At 31.9% G+C, this 15,629-nt stretch carries 17 protein-coding genes and 1 pseudogene; 10 read left to right on the plus strand and 8 right to left on the minus strand.

Annotated elements, in window-relative coordinates:
• Nucleotides 1-26: 26 nt before the first annotated feature.
• On the minus strand, nt 27-860 hold the full coding sequence (locus Z054_RS0110860) for an OmpA/MotB family protein (protein WP_024770092.1): 834 nt from the start codon (nt 858-860) through the stop codon (nt 27-29).
• Between the two features lie 338 nt (nt 861-1,198).
• Between Z054_RS0110860 and Z054_RS0110865 the strand changes: the two genes are divergently transcribed.
• Nucleotides 1,199-2,155: a M23 family metallopeptidase gene (locus tag Z054_RS0110865; protein ID WP_084050259.1), complete on the plus strand. Its 957-nt coding sequence runs from the start codon at nt 1,199-1,201 to the stop codon at nt 2,153-2,155.
• On the opposite strand, the gene Z054_RS0110870 is transcribed toward Z054_RS0110865, so the two are convergent.
• Nucleotides 2,156-3,415 carry a response regulator gene (locus tag Z054_RS0110870; protein WP_024770094.1) on the minus strand — a complete coding sequence of 420 codons (1,260 nt, stop codon included), beginning with the start codon at nt 3,413-3,415 and terminating at the stop codon, nt 2,156-2,158.
• Nucleotides 3,416-3,777: 362 nt separating this feature from the next.
• Here Z054_RS0110870 and Z054_RS30115 point away from each other — a divergent pair, with 362 nt between their 5' ends.
• The 3 genes from Z054_RS30115 (at nt 3,778) to Z054_RS0110885 (ending at nt 5,706) form a co-directional block, all read left to right on the plus strand.
• Nucleotides 3,778-4,440 (plus strand): hypothetical protein, encoded by a 663-nt coding sequence (locus Z054_RS30115; RefSeq protein WP_152538525.1) that lies wholly within the window; start codon nt 3,778-3,780, stop codon nt 4,438-4,440.
• Between the two features lie 153 nt (nt 4,441-4,593).
• On the plus strand, nt 4,594-5,082 hold the full coding sequence (locus tag Z054_RS0110880; protein ID WP_024770096.1) for an RNA polymerase sigma factor: 489 nt from the start codon (nt 4,594-4,596) through the stop codon (nt 5,080-5,082).
• A gap of 6 nt (nt 5,083-5,088) precedes the next feature.
• Nucleotides 5,089-5,706 (plus strand): hypothetical protein, encoded by a 618-nt coding sequence (locus Z054_RS0110885; protein WP_024770097.1) that lies wholly within the window; start codon nt 5,089-5,091, stop codon nt 5,704-5,706.
• Nucleotides 5,707-5,791: 85 nt separating this feature from the next.
• Here Z054_RS0110885 and Z054_RS0110890 read toward each other — a convergent pair whose 3' ends face one another.
• A complete protein-coding gene (locus tag Z054_RS0110890; RefSeq protein ID WP_024770098.1) occupies nt 5,792-6,964 on the minus strand; it encodes a M12 family metallopeptidase in 1,173 nt (390 codons plus the stop codon).
• A 254-nt stretch (nt 6,965-7,218) separates the two neighbouring features.
• Complete coding sequence (locus tag Z054_RS0110895; protein WP_024770099.1) at nt 7,219-7,647, minus strand: hypothetical protein; 429 nt, start codon at nt 7,645-7,647, stop codon at nt 7,219-7,221.
• 340 nt (nt 7,648-7,987) lie between these two features.
• Between Z054_RS0110895 and Z054_RS0110900 the strand changes: the two genes are divergently transcribed.
• A complete protein-coding gene (locus Z054_RS0110900) occupies nt 7,988-8,398 on the plus strand; it encodes a hypothetical protein (protein ID WP_024770100.1) in 411 nt (136 codons plus the stop codon).
• Between the two features lie 13 nt (nt 8,399-8,411).
• Here the strand turns inward: Z054_RS0110900 and Z054_RS0110905 are convergent, their stop codons facing one another.
• Together Z054_RS0110905 and Z054_RS0110910 are read right to left on the minus strand one after the other, a co-directional pair.
• Complete coding sequence (locus tag Z054_RS0110905; protein ID WP_024770101.1) at nt 8,412-8,735, minus strand: ArsR/SmtB family transcription factor; 324 nt, start codon at nt 8,733-8,735, stop codon at nt 8,412-8,414.
• On the minus strand, nt 8,725-9,150 hold the full coding sequence (locus Z054_RS0110910; RefSeq protein ID WP_024770102.1) for an SRPBCC family protein: 426 nt from the start codon (nt 9,148-9,150) through the stop codon (nt 8,725-8,727). The genes Z054_RS0110905 and Z054_RS0110910 overlap by 11 nt, the downstream gene beginning before the upstream one ends.
• Nucleotides 9,151-9,316: 166 nt before the next feature.
• Here Z054_RS0110910 and Z054_RS0110915 point away from each other — a divergent pair, with 166 nt between their 5' ends.
• The 3 genes from Z054_RS0110915 to Z054_RS0110925 all read left to right on the plus strand — a co-directional run bounded on the left by Z054_RS0110915 (nt 9,317) and on the right by Z054_RS0110925 (nt 11,333).
• Nucleotides 9,317-10,162: a sterol desaturase family protein gene (locus Z054_RS0110915; protein WP_024770103.1), complete on the plus strand. Its 846-nt coding sequence runs from the start codon at nt 9,317-9,319 to the stop codon at nt 10,160-10,162.
• Nucleotides 10,163-10,186: 24 nt separating this feature from the next.
• Nucleotides 10,187-10,582, plus strand: coding sequence for a cupin domain-containing protein (locus Z054_RS0110920; RefSeq protein ID WP_024770104.1), 396 nt, complete (start codon nt 10,187-10,189; stop codon nt 10,580-10,582).
• Nucleotides 10,583-10,682: 100 nt separating this feature from the next.
• Nucleotides 10,683-11,333, plus strand: a complete 651-nt coding sequence (locus Z054_RS0110925; protein WP_024770105.1) for a class I SAM-dependent methyltransferase — start codon at nt 10,683-10,685, stop codon at nt 11,331-11,333.
• Between the two features lie 105 nt (nt 11,334-11,438).
• On the opposite strand, the pseudogene Z054_RS28265 reads toward Z054_RS0110925, so the two are convergent.
• Nucleotides 11,439-11,822: pseudogene (locus Z054_RS28265) on the minus strand (DUF779 domain-containing protein).
• Between the two features lie 3 nt (nt 11,823-11,825).
• Nucleotides 11,826-13,349, minus strand: a complete 1,524-nt coding sequence (locus Z054_RS0110935; protein WP_024770106.1) for an aldehyde dehydrogenase family protein — start codon at nt 13,347-13,349, stop codon at nt 11,826-11,828.
• A 271-nt stretch (nt 13,350-13,620) separates the two neighbouring features.
• Here Z054_RS0110935 and Z054_RS0110940 point away from each other — a divergent pair, with 271 nt between their 5' ends.
• Entirely contained in the window at nt 13,621-14,028 is a 408-nt protein-coding gene (locus Z054_RS0110940) for a hypothetical protein (RefSeq protein WP_024770107.1), read from the plus strand.
• A gap of 8 nt (nt 14,029-14,036) precedes the next feature.
• Nucleotides 14,037-15,491, plus strand: a complete 1,455-nt coding sequence (locus Z054_RS0110945) for a DUF692 domain-containing protein (RefSeq protein ID WP_024770108.1) — start codon at nt 14,037-14,039, stop codon at nt 15,489-15,491.
• The last annotated feature ends 138 nt before the right edge of the window (nt 15,492-15,629 follow it).

Raw genomic sequence — 15,629 nt, forward strand, 5'->3', positions numbered from 1 at the left:
ACATGGCTGTTATTTAAAAATTATAATTAGTTAGAAGACAACATCGCAAAAAACTTATCCATATTTGGTAGTAATACGATTCTTGTACGTCTGTTGATTGCCATATTTTCTTCGGTATCATTCTCTACAAGAGGCTTGTAACTACTTCTTCCAGAGGCAATTAATTTTGCCGGATCAACATTATAGCTAGATTGTAGTTTTCTAATAATAGATGTTGCTCTTTTTACACTTAAGTCCCAGTTGTCTTGAACAACTGCATTGCTAATAGTTCTTGGATCAGTATGACCTTCTACCATTACTTCTATGCTTGGCTCAGAATTAATTACATCGGCTAATTTTTTTAATATATTATCAGCTTTATTACTTATTCTATAACTACCGCTATTGAATAACATTTTATCAGAAATAGATATCATTACTACGGTATTATCAATATCGATAGAGATATCTTCATCTTGTTTTAAATCATCGGATAAAGAATTTTTTAAGTTATGTGATACCGCCAAATTCATCGAATCTTTTAAAGATGTAGCTCCCTGAAGTTTTTGTTGATCAACTTTGGCTAATGTTTCTTTCATCTTCTCTTTGGTGTTGTTAGATATTGCTGCAACATCTTCTACCATTACCATTTTTTCATCATTAGAGTCTTTAAGAGAATTGATCTTAGCATTATAATCTGCTACTCGGGATTCGATTTTAGCAAATTTGCCTTCCAATTCATCTTTTTCAACTGCAGTCTTTTGTAAAGTACTACGAGTGTCTTGTAATTCTTGTTCTAATGCAACATACTTCTTCTTTGACACACACGATGTCATGATTAATGCCCCTGACAAAGCAATAAATGTGAATGATCTTTTCATGGTTATTTAATTAATAATTAGTGTTATTCTAACTACGACTACGACCATTTATTGTTTTGATAATTACTAATGTTTTCATATCAATTTCTTAAAAAGTGTTAATGGTTTTAAGAATAAATAGTATCCCGTAAAATACGTACGGAAACCCTGTATAACTTATATTTAATAACATGTTGATTATCAAAATTCTATGGTGATTGTCGACAAAAAAACAGTATTTGTTAAAAAATAAATTATTAACTTATTGTAATAACGTATTATTTTTACAGTTATATTGTAGAAAATAAACCCTAACACCCAGGTCTACTTTAATTACTAAAAAAGTATAACGATAATTGATGTTTTTAATTAAAAAGAGACTTGTATTTTACTTCCTGATATTTTCGCCATTCCTAATGTTAGTTGCACAGGAAAATTTTGTGCAAATAGAAAATATTCCAGTTGATCATAAAAAGTTAGTCGTAGAAGGTGAGATCATCTGCTTACCAATTTATCCCAAAAAGAATAGTAGCTATCTTCCCGAAGAAGATATTTTACAAGAAAATCTGGAAGCATATACTACAAAATGGGACAATCAACAGTTTAATCCATATTGGAATGAGGATCTTACATTTCCTTTTCAGTTAGCATTTCAGGATGAAGATTTTTCACCTCCGGTTGACCGCAAAATGGTAGTTACCTCTCGTTATGGATGGAGAAGAGGGCGACCACATCAAGGTATAGATATTGATCTTCAGGTTGGAGATAGTGTAAAATCAATATTAGACGGTAAAATTAGATATGTTGGATATCACGGTGGACACGGGAATACTGTAGTGGTTAGGCATCATAATGGATTAGAGACAGTGTATGCTCATCTTTCAAAATCGCTGATCAAAGAGAACGAAGAGGTGAAAAAAGGGCAAACAATTGGCACAGGTGGTGTAACAGGAAATGCTAGAGGTAGTCATTTACATTTAGAAGTACGATATCACGGTAAAAGTATTAATCCAGAATATTTATTCGAATTTGCCAGTGATACGAAAATTCGATCAGATACTCTTTTTGTGACTAAGAAATGGATGACACCCAGATATCACAGATCTACTCGTATGAGTAAAATAGTTATTCATAAAACTATGGAGGATATCGCACGGATTAAAGAAGAGCAAAAAAAGATTTATACGGTACGTAAAGGAGATACTCTTCATCGAATAGCCAATAAACATGGATTGGCAGTTTCTGAAATATGTAAAACCAATTCGCTAAAATATAACTCGGTGCTAAAAATTGGACAGCAAATAATTATCAACTAATTAGTGAGTATGTATTGGGTTGTCTATATGTCTGTGAATCATTTCTAATAAATGATTTTTGTTATACGGTTTTAATATATAATCGTTTAGTCCAGCTTGTATAATCTGTTTGTTTAATTGGGTAACATCTACTGCAGTTAGGGCAATAATTGGTGTTTTTGTATCAAACTCGCGTATTCTCTTTGTTGTGCCAATTCCATTTAACTTAGGCATATTAATGTCCATAAGAATTACATCATATTCATTTTCTCTAACCAATTCTATAGCATCAAAACCATTATCTATAGTGGTACAATCAAAGTTTTCTTTTGATAATATTTTATCGGCAACCAGAAGATTTAATTTATTATCATCCACAATTAATACTCTAAATTTTGAAGCTATGGAATTATTAAAAGAAGTGCTATTATGATTTATGGTCTCTTTACTAACTTGTGATTTAAAGTCAATAACCAATGCGTACTCAGATCCCAGATGAGAATCATTTTGGATAATAATTTCGGCATTTAATGCCTGAGCAAGTCTATTTATTATTTTTGAATTAATCCCTGTTCCCAAGTATTTTTTTTTCGCATTTCCTACATTAATAAACTCTTGGTAGATAGATTTTTTGTCTTCTTTTGAAAGCTCATCTCCATCATGATTAATTTTAAAAGAAATAGTAGATATATTTTCTTTTTTCTTAATTAAAATTACAGAGAAATATACATTTCCGTTTTTAGTAAAACGCAATGCATTACTTACCAGATTCATAAGTATTTGAGAAAGAATGGCAGGATCTCCATAAATCATATGATCTATTTCAGAATCAAACTCAAAGTGTAATACGTTATCACTATTCTCTGTAGCATAACTAAATGAATGTATAAGGTTTTGAGTAACTTCTTTTATATCAAATAGTATATTTTGTACAGTTATCTCTTCAGAATCCAAAAAATTAACATGTAATACATTATTAATAAGGGTAAAAAGATAATCTCCAGAAAATTTTAATGATTTCAGGTTTTTATCATTTTTAAGATCAGGATGCTCTTCTTCCAAGAGATTAGTCAATCCCATTATTCCATACAAGGGTGTTCTGAGTTCCTGACTAAGAATAGAAATAAGATTTTGTTGCAATTGAAACTGTTTTACTGTTTCCTTGTTTAAAGACTTTAATTCTATATTCTTTTCATCAAGTTTTTTAGAAACTTTTCTGTATTGTAGATACAAAAAAAGGAGCATAGTCAGAAGCACTCCTCCGATAACATAATAGATCATACCTATTTTTAACAACAAAATAATAAATATAAGGTTTATCTTACAAGTTTGTTGGGGTATTTTTTTACATATTTCCAATAATTTATGGTTTACCGTAAAATTATTAGGGGGGATAAGCTTAAAATCAATTATTTACTAGTTAAATTATATAATATTTCAAAGTGTATTATTCTTCAAAATTGATACAAAAACATCTCAAATAAGATCAGTTGATCGCTAACAGACAGAACTAATAGAGCAAACACTTGTAATTATTACAGATTTTTAACGTCTTTATTAATGTTAATGATTGATAAAAAGTAAGATTTTATAATGAATTAACAGTCTTAAAGGGCTATAATATTTATCTTTACTTAAAATTAATGAGCAGCATAAAAGAAATGAAAGCTAAATTTTTTATAGTTTTTTTGTTATGTATGGGAATGGTAATGCATGCTCAAATAGAAAACTCTACTTCTTTGCGAATTGATGCTAAAAGTGATCTTAGTACAAATAAGTATAGCCTGTCTAAGGGTTTAGATCCTAATTTTAATAGTAATTCGTCTTTATATAAAACCCCGGATGCATTAACTGAGTATGCTCGTAGTAAGCCAACTTTTGATATGACTGGTAATGATGGTTTTTTTAAGCCCAAAACAGATGCTATTCCAAAGTGGTTCAAAAAAGATAATGAAATCAAAGAAGAATATAAAAGTGATCAGTATCTAGGTGATTTTAAGAGTAATGGAGAATTTGTAAGATTGATGTATAGAGATCATCAGTTTGTAGATGGCGATGTGGTAAGAATTTACCTTAATGATGCCGTTATTGTCTCAAAAATATTCCTTTCCGGAGATTTTAAAGGAATCTCGGTTGACCTTGCTAAGGGATTTAATAAAATAGATATACAAGCCCTAAATCAAGGGGAATCAGGCCCTAATACCGCAGAGTTTCATCTTTATGATGATAAGGGTAACTTACTTACAAGTAGTGAATGGAATCTTACCACTGGTGTTAAAGCTACATTGATTGTAGTAAAAGATTAAAGTACTTACCTTTTTAAGAGCTACTCATTGTATTTATGATAGCTTGTTTTTAGTAAATTTTAAAAGTATAATCAGTATTTCATAAAATATTTATAGAATATTTTGTGATTTTTTTAATGCACCCTATACTAATTAGGAAAAGTAGGCCTATATATGAGTAAAGAATACGAGTTTACTCGAATTATTAAAGAGAATGAAGGAGTTATTTTTAAAATAACCACCATTTATACCAATAATTACGAGGATCAAAAAGATCTCTATCAGGAAATTGTTTACCAGTTATGGAAATCATATGATAGTTTCAAAGGAGATTCTAAAATTAGTACCTGGATGTATCGTGTAGGTCTTAATACTGCTATAACAAGATTAAAAAAAGAAAAACGAAGAGGAAATCAGATAGAAATGTATGATGTGATAATGCGTCAAACCGAACAACATGATACAGAATTTGAAGAGCGATTGAAAAAATTATATGCACATATACATGATCTTAATGAATTAGATAAAGGATTGATTTTACTGCTTTTGGAAGGTAAGAAATATGAAGAAATAGCTGTGATAACCGGCCTGTCTCCAAGTAATGTTGGAACCAGAATTTCTAGAATTAAACAAAAATTGAAAACACAAATTGTAAAAAAATAAGAGAAGATGGAATTGGAGGAAATGCAAACAGTTTGGTCTCAGATGAGTGACCAAATAGAGAAACAAAAGAAGCTAACGGATAAAATGATCATTATGATGACGCAGGAACAATATAGAAAAAAAATAAATAAAATAGCATATCCAGAGATGATAGGCGCTATCATATGCTATGGTGTAGTGATATTGATATTAATCAATCTTAATAAACTTGATAATTGGTATACCTTATTATCAGGAATAATATCAATAATTATACTATCAGTTTTACCGGTATTATCGTTAAAATCGATTTATCAAATGAGAAAAGTAAATATTGCAGTAAATAATTATAAGGAAACATTACTTGAATATAGTAAAGGTAAGAAACGCTTTCAAACTGTTACCAAAATGGGATTTTATCTAGGATTTATTTTAATGTTTGTTATTATGCCTGTTACATCAAAAATCCTTAATAATAAAGATTTATTTTCTGAAACCAAATCCCTTTGGCCATTTACAATTGCTATACCGGTTGCAATCATATTTTTTATTGTTTTTGTACGATGGGTGGGGAGGTGTTATAATAACAACATAAATTCTGCAGAGGCATTATTTAAGGAGCTTGAAGATATTGATGTATCATAAAGAAGTTTGTATAGATGTGTTATTAATATAAAAAGGGCTGTCTAACGACAACCCTTTTTCACTTTTAATTTAAGGCAAAAAATGTTTACGAACCACAACGTCCGTCATTACTCCATCTTCCATTAGTACCTAACGTGTATAAAAATCCGTTATAGGTTACTTTATCTCCAGCTGTATAGCTATTATTTCTACTATATTCGTTAACTCCTTCGCAAATATCCGCACTTGGAGTTGAGTCTTTACATTCTGCGATTCGGTTCCATCTTGTAAAATCTCTTTCGTATAAGAATCCACGGTATGTTACCTTATCTCCAACAGAATAGCTTTGACCACTTACCCATTCTGCAATACCATCACATGGGTTTGTTCCTACTGGAGGATTATCACCATCTTTTGGATATGCTTTATTAGTCCCTTCAATATCAAGAGCAGAAATTGCAGCTTGTCTTCTTGGTAAAACATTTCCGTTAAGGTCTGTTATGGTTGGTTTTCCATTTTTACTAAATGTATAACTACCATACATCATTGTAGATTTAATATCAAAATCTCTGGTTATCAAAGTAGCAGAATTACTTTTGTAAAACTGATCAGCAGCTCCATTTTGGATATTGTCAAAATTGATGATAATATGATTATCTCTATCCGAACGATTTTGTTCATGAATATATCCTAAGGTATGTCCGATTTCATGAATAATCACAACAGCTGTTGTACGGGTACCTAAACGAATAAATCCTCTTGATCCATTCATTCCAAGAGTTGCAACGCCACAATTACAGTTATCTCCATTACTACTAATGGTAACATAATTTGATTCATTGGTACGTTCTTTAAAGCGAACATTAGTTTTGCTAGTCCATTCATCCATCGATTTTTGAAGTTCACTTCTCACAGATTGACTCAGCCCTTTAATTACATAAACTATAGTGTTATTTGTCCATTTACGAACACCTCCACCAAGTCCTAACTTTGCATTTATTCCAGCATCTGGCTCTAGTTTATCAGAAAGAGCAACTTTTGTATCAGTCAACTGATCTTCAAATAATCTGGCATCAGTTCCTTGTAGACTATAGGTTCCATCATCTTCTTTTTTTACAAGGACACGATCTCCTAAGAAATACTTTTCGATGAATTGATCTTGTCCCTCAATAGAATCTGGATTTTGATCAAAATCTTCATTTTTTTGACAAGAAGCAAAAGATAATGCAACTGCCAGGGCTCCAATTTTAAATCGGTTTAATACGGTTTTCGTTTTCATTAAGTTTCATTTTTGAGTTTACGATTTTAGTTTAATCTGTGCACATTGTTTAAACTGGTGACATATCGAATTAGTCTTTAAGATCGAGTTAAAAAAACCGTTAAACTTTCTTAAAATTGGCGATACCACTCAAATGTTTAGTGAAATCGATATGATATGATTTTACTTTTTATATAAAATAAATCCATAAAAAAACCCGAATCAATAATCTTGATTCAGGTTATAATATAGTATCGTAAAATGAAGGTTTTTTATTATGAAATCAATCCTTTTGCCTTAGAATTTCTTGAAAACCAAACTAAAAAGATAGCGACGACTATAACTATGATTGGCATTATAACTCGGTTACCCGATAATTCTACAAAGTCCTGTAAAAAGAAATTATATGTAGCTTGTGCAAGAACAGCAATGAGTGAAAGGAGCAGGAGAGGAGAAGCCCATTTTTTTCTAAGGAGTAATGCTATGCAACCTATAGTTCCTGCAAATACTGCTATAGCAAAAGCAGCAGTCACCCAAGCCGGTGTATTATTATAAAAGTTTTGTTCTCCTTCTGGTAAAGTTGCCAATACTTCATCTGTCATAAAAGCTTGACCAATATAAGCCATTACACCCATGATATTCCATAAAAGTGCTAAGGCGCTAATAATCCAAAACCATACGGGTGTTTTTGTTGTTGTTTCCATAATCTATTGATATTAAGTTGTTTTGCTGTAACAATGTAGTTAGAAACTCAACAAAATACAAATCTAGGAGTTTTACGAACGCTATTTTTCTGATATTATATATGGATTAAATACTTGCATAATTGTTAAGGAAATATAAAATGATATAATTCTTGTAACCATTAAAATACCGATAATAATTAGTACTTTTAGTATAGATTTACTTGGTTTTGTAGGTTGAAGTATATTGAATTGATAGGTTTTTAGAGAGGAAAATGGAAAACTAAGTAATTTTTAACGCTTGTTAAAAAAGTTGAAGCGTTTACAATCTGGTTTTTACTCTAAAATCTGAATATTAAATATGTCAGGACCTATAAAGAATGACAAGCTTATTAAACAATATGATCTTGAGATGGGCAAGATCTTTTTCTATGAAAATTATCTGGTAATTGAGGTAGCAGAAGGTATTTGTTTTGATTACGAAAAAGCAAAGACATTATCTCTATTAACAAATTTACACTTTGGTGACCAACCTTTTGGTTATGTCTCTCATAGAATAAATTCATATTCGTTAGAAGCTACAGATTATATGAAAATAAAAGATGTATTTCCTAATATGAAGGCTTTTGCTGCAGTTACATACAATGAATCTCAGAAGACAAGTATCAGGATAGAAAATATGTTTTACCAAGAAGGTATAGTATCTTTTGAAAATATTGAAGAAGCAATTAAATGGGTGAGAGAAAAAATAAAAAATGACTCAAGTGTTTAATTACAGTAAAATATTAAGACATATTATCTAAATAATCACTTAAATCACCTAGAGCTCCATCCCAGAATTGTTCGTAAAACTTTAACCATTGATTTACTTCTTTTAATGGGTTAGCATTGGCATGACAAAAACGCTCCCTTCCTTTGGTATCTATATGGATCAAACCAGCTCCTTCTAGAGTTTTTAGATGTTTAGTAATACCCTGGCGACTAATATCAAATTGATTTGATATCTGAGTTATAGGTAGGGCAGTAGTTGCTACCACCAAAGCGTGAAAAATTTCACGCCTTGTAGGATCTGCAACAGCTTTTAATATTGTGGTGATTCTATCCTGCATGAACCATTTGTTTAAGGTAATCGGTTAATCCCGAAATACAATTATCCCATCCGCCATTAAAACTAGTAAACATTTCAACAGCAGTTTCTCCTTTGTAACTAGAAATACCAGAATGTTCTAGATATAATTTAGTTCCTTCTTCGGTTTCTTCTAATACCCATTTAACAGTTGTTTCTATTGGAGCTTCTGTTACAATCCACAAATATACTAAAGTATAGGGATTTGCTTGTTTTACTTCACCTTTTATAGGAGAGCAGTTTTCTCCAGAAGAGTTAAATATGTATTGATACCCTTTTTCGGCTTTAAAATCAGCATCCAAAAACCAGGTTGAAATCTCCTTAGCATTAGTTATCGCGTTCCATACTTTATCAATTGGGTGATTAAGTATCTTCTCTTTGATTATTACATCTTTCATATTTATTATATTTTTATTGTTAATACACAACTATATGGTTGCAAATATAAGTATATATATTTAATACGCAACTTTTTAGTTGCTTAAAAGTAAAAACCTCTGTTACATTACTCACATTTATAGAAAAACAATTGTCTAATTATTAAAAATGGAATATTTTGTGTGTATGGAAAGTATAATTAATTATTTTGAAACTATACCATCATCTCATCGTAGTTTAATTTTGGTAGGAGGGATTACTTTTTTCTGGGGTATAGAATATGCGATGCCCTTGTTTAAATTTGATTATAAAAAGTTTAGGCATGCATGGCCCAACATATTTTTTACTCTAACAACGATAGTTATTAATTTTGTATTAGCTTTTATATTACTAAAAACTAGCGATTGGACTGTTGTTAATCAATTTGGTGTATTGCAATGGTTGGCATTACCTCTATGGCCTACAATAATACTTGGTATTGCATTACTGGATCTTATAGGAGCGTGGTTGGCACATTATGTTCAACATATCATAAAACCATTATGGATGTTTCATCTCATTCATCATACCGATAATCATGTAGATACCACAACAGCCAATAGACATCATCCTGGTGAGAGTATTATCCGATTTTTGTTTACGACTCTTGCTGTATTTATTGTAGGAGCACCTATAGGTATCATCATGTTGTATCAATCTCTATCTGTAATATTATCCCAATTTAATCATGCCAACATCTCTTTACCAAAAAGAATAGATGATATGATAAGTTGGATTATAGTTTCTCCAGATATGCATAAAGTACATCATCATTATGTATTGCCATATACAGATACAAATTATGGTAATATCTTTTCTATCTGGGATAGGATTTTTGGCACTTTTTCCAAGATAAAAAATGAAGATTTGATATATGGAGTAGATACATATCCAGATGTGGATTCAAATGCAAATGTGAGTAAATTATTAAAACTTCCTTTTTCAGGATATCGTACACCTACAGGTGCAAAGTTTGAATCCGAAAAATCTTAGTTTAATTTGCTAAAATATATACTCATGAAAATTATACCCTTTATTTGTTGTGTTATCGTTTCAACAGGGCTTTGGGCACAAACTAAAAGTGCTATTTCGGATTTTCAACCTGATCAGGACTATGACAATATATTAGTTAAGAAAGTGTATAGCGATACACATACTTCAACTTTTGTAATATGGATTAAAAAAGATGTAAAACCGCATAAGCACATAAAACATACCGAGCAGGTATTAGTGTTGGAGGGTAAAGCCAATGTACGGTTTGATGATAAAGAAATTATAGTACAAAAAGGAGACTGGGTTACTATACCAGAACAAACTATACATGCAGTAAAAGTCTTATCAAAAATACCATTGAAAGTAATTTCTGTTCAAACTCCCGAATTTAAAGGAGAAGACCGAGTGTTTGTAGAGTAATGCTAAATGCGGTTAAAGCACAAAATTTTCATAAAATAAGCCTGCTGTATTCAATTTAAAAGTATTTTGAAAACTAAAGCAGTTGTAAAAAATATTTGATATGCGACAACGAGGTCAGTTTTTGGTTTTATTAGTTTTGATTGTAGAGATTGGTTATGCCCAATATAAAAAAACGGATTGGGAGGAAAGAGATACGTGGATGAATGTACCTAAAATCTTTAAACTTGCAGAAATAGAGGAAGGTAATGCGGTTGCTGATGTTGGTTGTCATGAGGGGTATCTTACCATGCATCTGGCTCAAAAAGTTGGAGAATCAGGAAAAGTATATGCTGTAGATGTAAGAGAAGATAGACTTGAGAAATTAGATGAATATATTAAAGATCGTAAGCTTCAAAATATAAAAACTATAGTTGGAGATTACGATAATCCTAAATTACCAAATAAAGCACTAGATGTAGTTGTAGTAATGGATACATATCATGAAATGAATGATTATATGAAAATTCTAGATCATATAAAAAACGCTCTTAAACCAGGAGGAAGGATTGTTATCATAGAGAAATTAAAAAAACATATGCTTAATACATCAAGAGCAGAGCAAACCGAAGCGCATACATTGTCTTTAAAATATGTAAAGAAAGAATTACAAAAAGCAGGATTTTCGATCTCTAAAGAAATTAAAGATTTTGGAAAATGGAAAAATGAAACTGATAAAACGATTTGGGTTCTGGTAGGAACCAAAAATAACTAATTTTATCAGTTATGTTTTTGATCCTTGCACTAGGAGACATTTATATTTATCTAAAACATTCATTATGGTTTTATAACGCTTGTAATCTTCCTATCAGTTGTAAATTCATACTTCACCAATATGAATAGAGCTTAATTCTCCCATTTCTTGTTCGGTGTATATTCGTGATTTGATTACAAAACGAATTCCCATAGGAATTTCAAGAGAAAAACTAGACCCTCTGCCTTGTACAACATCTATGGTTGATTGCGTATGTTTCCAATATTCAAATTGATCCCCAGACATATAAAAGTTACACCCATGGATATTGCCCAGTCAGATGTCTGTTTCATTAATCATTAATTCTCCCTTCGGAAAACACATTGGGGAGGAGCCATCGCAGCATCCTCCGCTTTGATGAAACATCAACTCCCCGTGTTTTGCAGTAAGGGTATCGATTACAGCTTTTGCTGCATCGGTAATCTTAATACGTGCTATCATTTTATTCATTTTTTAGAAGAAACCCATTGCTTTTTTATCATATGATATGAGCATATTTTTAGTCTGGCGATAGTGATTAAGCATCATTTTATGTGTTTCTCTACCAATACCAGATTTTTTATACCCTCCAAAAGGAGCATGAGCCGGGTAGGTATGATAGCAATTTACCCAAACACGTCCTGCTTGTACTGCTCTAGAAACCTGATAAGCCTGGTGAGTATCGCGAGTCCATACTCCGGCACCTAATCCATAAAGGGTATCGTTTGCTATCTCAATGGCTTCTGCCTGGTCTTTAAAAGTAGTAACACATGCTACAGGACCAAAGATTTCTTCCTGAAATACACGCATTTTGTTATTTCCTTTTAGAAGTGTAGGTTGTATATAATAACCATTCTCAAGACCTTCGATATATGCGGATTCTCCTCCTGTTAATACTTCGCATCCTTCTTCTTTACCAATAGAAAGGTAGTTTAGTATTTTTTCATACTGATCATTAGAAGCCTGAGCACCCATCATAGTTTCGGGATCTAATGGATGTCCTAATTTAATAGCCTCTGTACGCTCGATAACACGTTCTATAAATTGGTCATAGATACTTTCCTGAATCAGAATTCTAGATGGACAAGTACATACTTCTCCCTGATTGAGTGCGAACATTACTGCTCCTTCTAAAGATTTATCAAAAAACTCATCATCAGCTTCCATAATACTTTCAAAAAAGATATTTGGTGATTTTCCTCCAAGTTCTAAGGTTACCGGAGTTATGTTTTTTGATGCGTATTGCATGATGAGTTGCCCTGTAGTAGTTTCTCCGGTAAAGGCTACTTTATTAATACGTGGGCTTGATGCTAATGGTTTACCCGCTTCAACTCCAAAACCATTTACTACATTAAGAACGCCAGCAGGAAGTATACCTTCGATGAGTTCCATTAAGATCATAATTCCTACAGGGGTTTGTTCTGCTGGTTTTAAAACAACACAGTTTCCCGCTGCCAGTGCCGGGGCAATTTTCCAGGTAGCCATTAATAATGGAAAATTCCATGGGATAATTTGCCCAACAACCCCAAGAGGTTCTGGTACATTTATAGATACTGTATTGGCGTCGAGTTCACTAACAGATCCTTCTTCTGCACGAATTACGCCAGCAAAGTATCTAAAATGATCAATCGCCAGAGGGAGATCTGCAGCAAGAGTTTCGCGTAATGCTTTTCCATTATCCCAGGTTTCTGCTCGTGCTAATACTTCGAGGTTTTCTTCTAGTACCGTTGCGATTTTCAATAAACAGTTACTACGATATGTGGCAGAAGAATTGTTCCACTCTGGTGCAGCTGCCCATGCAGCATTAATTGCAAGTTCTATATCCTCACTCGTAGAACGAGCTACTTTGGTAAAACTAACACCATCAACCGGAGAGATGTTTTCAAAATACAGACCCTTTACAGGTGAGGTCCATTTTCCTCCAATATAATTATCATATTGGTTCTTAAAGCTTGGTCTTTCCATTTTGCTTTTAGGGGATGCTTGTGAGATACTCATAATTTTAGATTTAAAGGTTTTTAAGTAATAAAATGTGTGTTTTATTGTCTACATGTGTAATGTATTGACAAGAAGGGATCTATCCTTAAATATACGGCATTTTGACCATATTTTTTTAGTGAACATTGTTAATTATTACTTAGATTTTTGAGGAGTATAACACCCTTATATTTAAGGGGTGTTTACCTTGTGCTTTATAGTGGTAAAACTCTGTTTTACAAATGATTGTGTGAGTATTTTTATGTAATTAATAATTAAAACACAAAATAAGATGAAAATTGATCAAAAAAAGGGAAGAGGGGCAGTAAGATTATCGATCCCTGCAAAAGTAGCATATGATGCAAAAGCTTTTCAAAATAGTATTCATGAGCTGTTAGATGAATTAGGATGTCCAAAATGTTTCTCTGGCGTAGACTGCTATTTTCAAACGATTAGAGATTATGTTTTAGACCCAAGAGAGAATGTAGTTTCACGGTCATTGGCTTTTAGAGACCCTTCACCACAACCTAGTAAATTAATCGCAACAAAGACTCTAAGTGTTGGTGTATCTCCCGCTGTATCTTATGATATTGGTAAGATTGATAATGCTATAAAAAGCATTTTTGAAGAAATAGGATGCCTGGCATGTTGTTCGGGGAATGATATATTTTTCCAAAACCAGTTTGATTTTAATTTTTAAAACAAATTATGGGTGTAATTGAAAAAACGCTAGAGTTAGAGTGCCTACCGCAATTAGGGGTAGGCATTATTTACTCACCTACAGTGGCCAATATTAATTTTCCTAATGGGTTAATTGATACATTTGAAATAGAACCTCAAACATTATGCATCAGAGATGAAAATGATAATTTAAAGGTGCCAACAGAAGTTTTTGAAGAAATAAATAAATTACCATATCATAAGCTGGTACACAGTATAGGAGCACCTGTGGGAGGGAGTTTACTGCCAAAAAAGGATCAGTTAGAATTAATTAAGTATACTACAACTCTTTTTGATAGTCCCTGGGTAACAGAGCACCTTAGTTTTAATGCTACTACCGAATTTAATACTGGTTTTTTTCTTCCGCCTTGCCAGACAAAAAAAGGATTGGAGTTAGCAATACGAAATATAAAGTATCTTCAAGATAAAATAGGAAAACCTATTGCTATTGAGACAGGGGTGAATTATCTAAAACCCAATAGTCATGAGATGAATGATGGAAGTTTTGTGGCAGAATTATGTAAAGAAACGGGCTGTGGAATATTATTAGATATTCATAATATTTTTGCCAATCAATTAAATGGCCGTCAAAGTATTACAGATTTCTTAAAAGAAATACCTTTAGAACATGTGGTAGAAATGCATATAGCAGGAGGAACAGAATTGAATAATTTATGGATGGATTCTCATTCTGGACCTATAGATAAAAGGTTACTTGCTATAACAAAAGAAATTTTACCAGATCTTACTAATTTGAAAGCTGTTACTTATGAAATATTCGATTCTTATATTCCTGTAGTTGGTGATGCTCTTATTATTTCTGAAATGGAAAAAGTAAGAGGACTTTGGGAAAATAGAAAAGAGCAATATCGTATTCCTAAGGAAGAAAAACTTCCAAAAACAGTATGCAATATTCAAAAACTTAACCAGGAGTTTGATCCCATAGCATGGGAAAATATATTAGGTAATCATGTTATTGGCCGAGTAGACGAACATGATGTATTAAAGAATGAAGAAAGAATTAAAATATATCAAAAGCTAATAAAAGAATTTAGAGCTTCTATGGTAGCTCGAATATTTAAACTCACAACACGATATATGATGTTGGTATTAGGGATGGAAGTATTTGCCGCCATTCTTAATGATTTTTGGAAATATTATCCACCAGAACAACTAAGTTATAAAGAGGCTAAAAATTTTGCAGCTTATCTAATACATAAGGACTATAAACTTCCTTGGTTAGATAGATTACTTAATTATGAAGTTGCTGTACTCGATACTCTAATGGATGAAACTCTTAGAGTAGTTACTTTTGATGCTGATCCTACACCAATGTTTAATGCTCTTTCTCAAGGAAAGCTACCAAAAAAAATAGGAGATTTGGGAGATTATGAAGTCGAAATTACTCCCGAGACTTCTACAACAAACTGGATGATTATATAGTACTTTTGTAGTAATTATTTTGTGTTGTTTTTTCATAACATTTTCTATAATAAAAGATTAGGAGGAACTCTCCCTAAAAACAAAGAAAAAACGTTTCTAATTAATTCTCACGAATTTAGTACCTTTAGGTTTGATATT

The sequence above is a fragment of the Aquimarina macrocephali JAMB N27 genome (assembly GCF_000520995.1).
GTDB classification, from domain to species: Bacteria; Bacteroidota; Bacteroidia; order Flavobacteriales; family Flavobacteriaceae; genus Aquimarina; species Aquimarina macrocephali.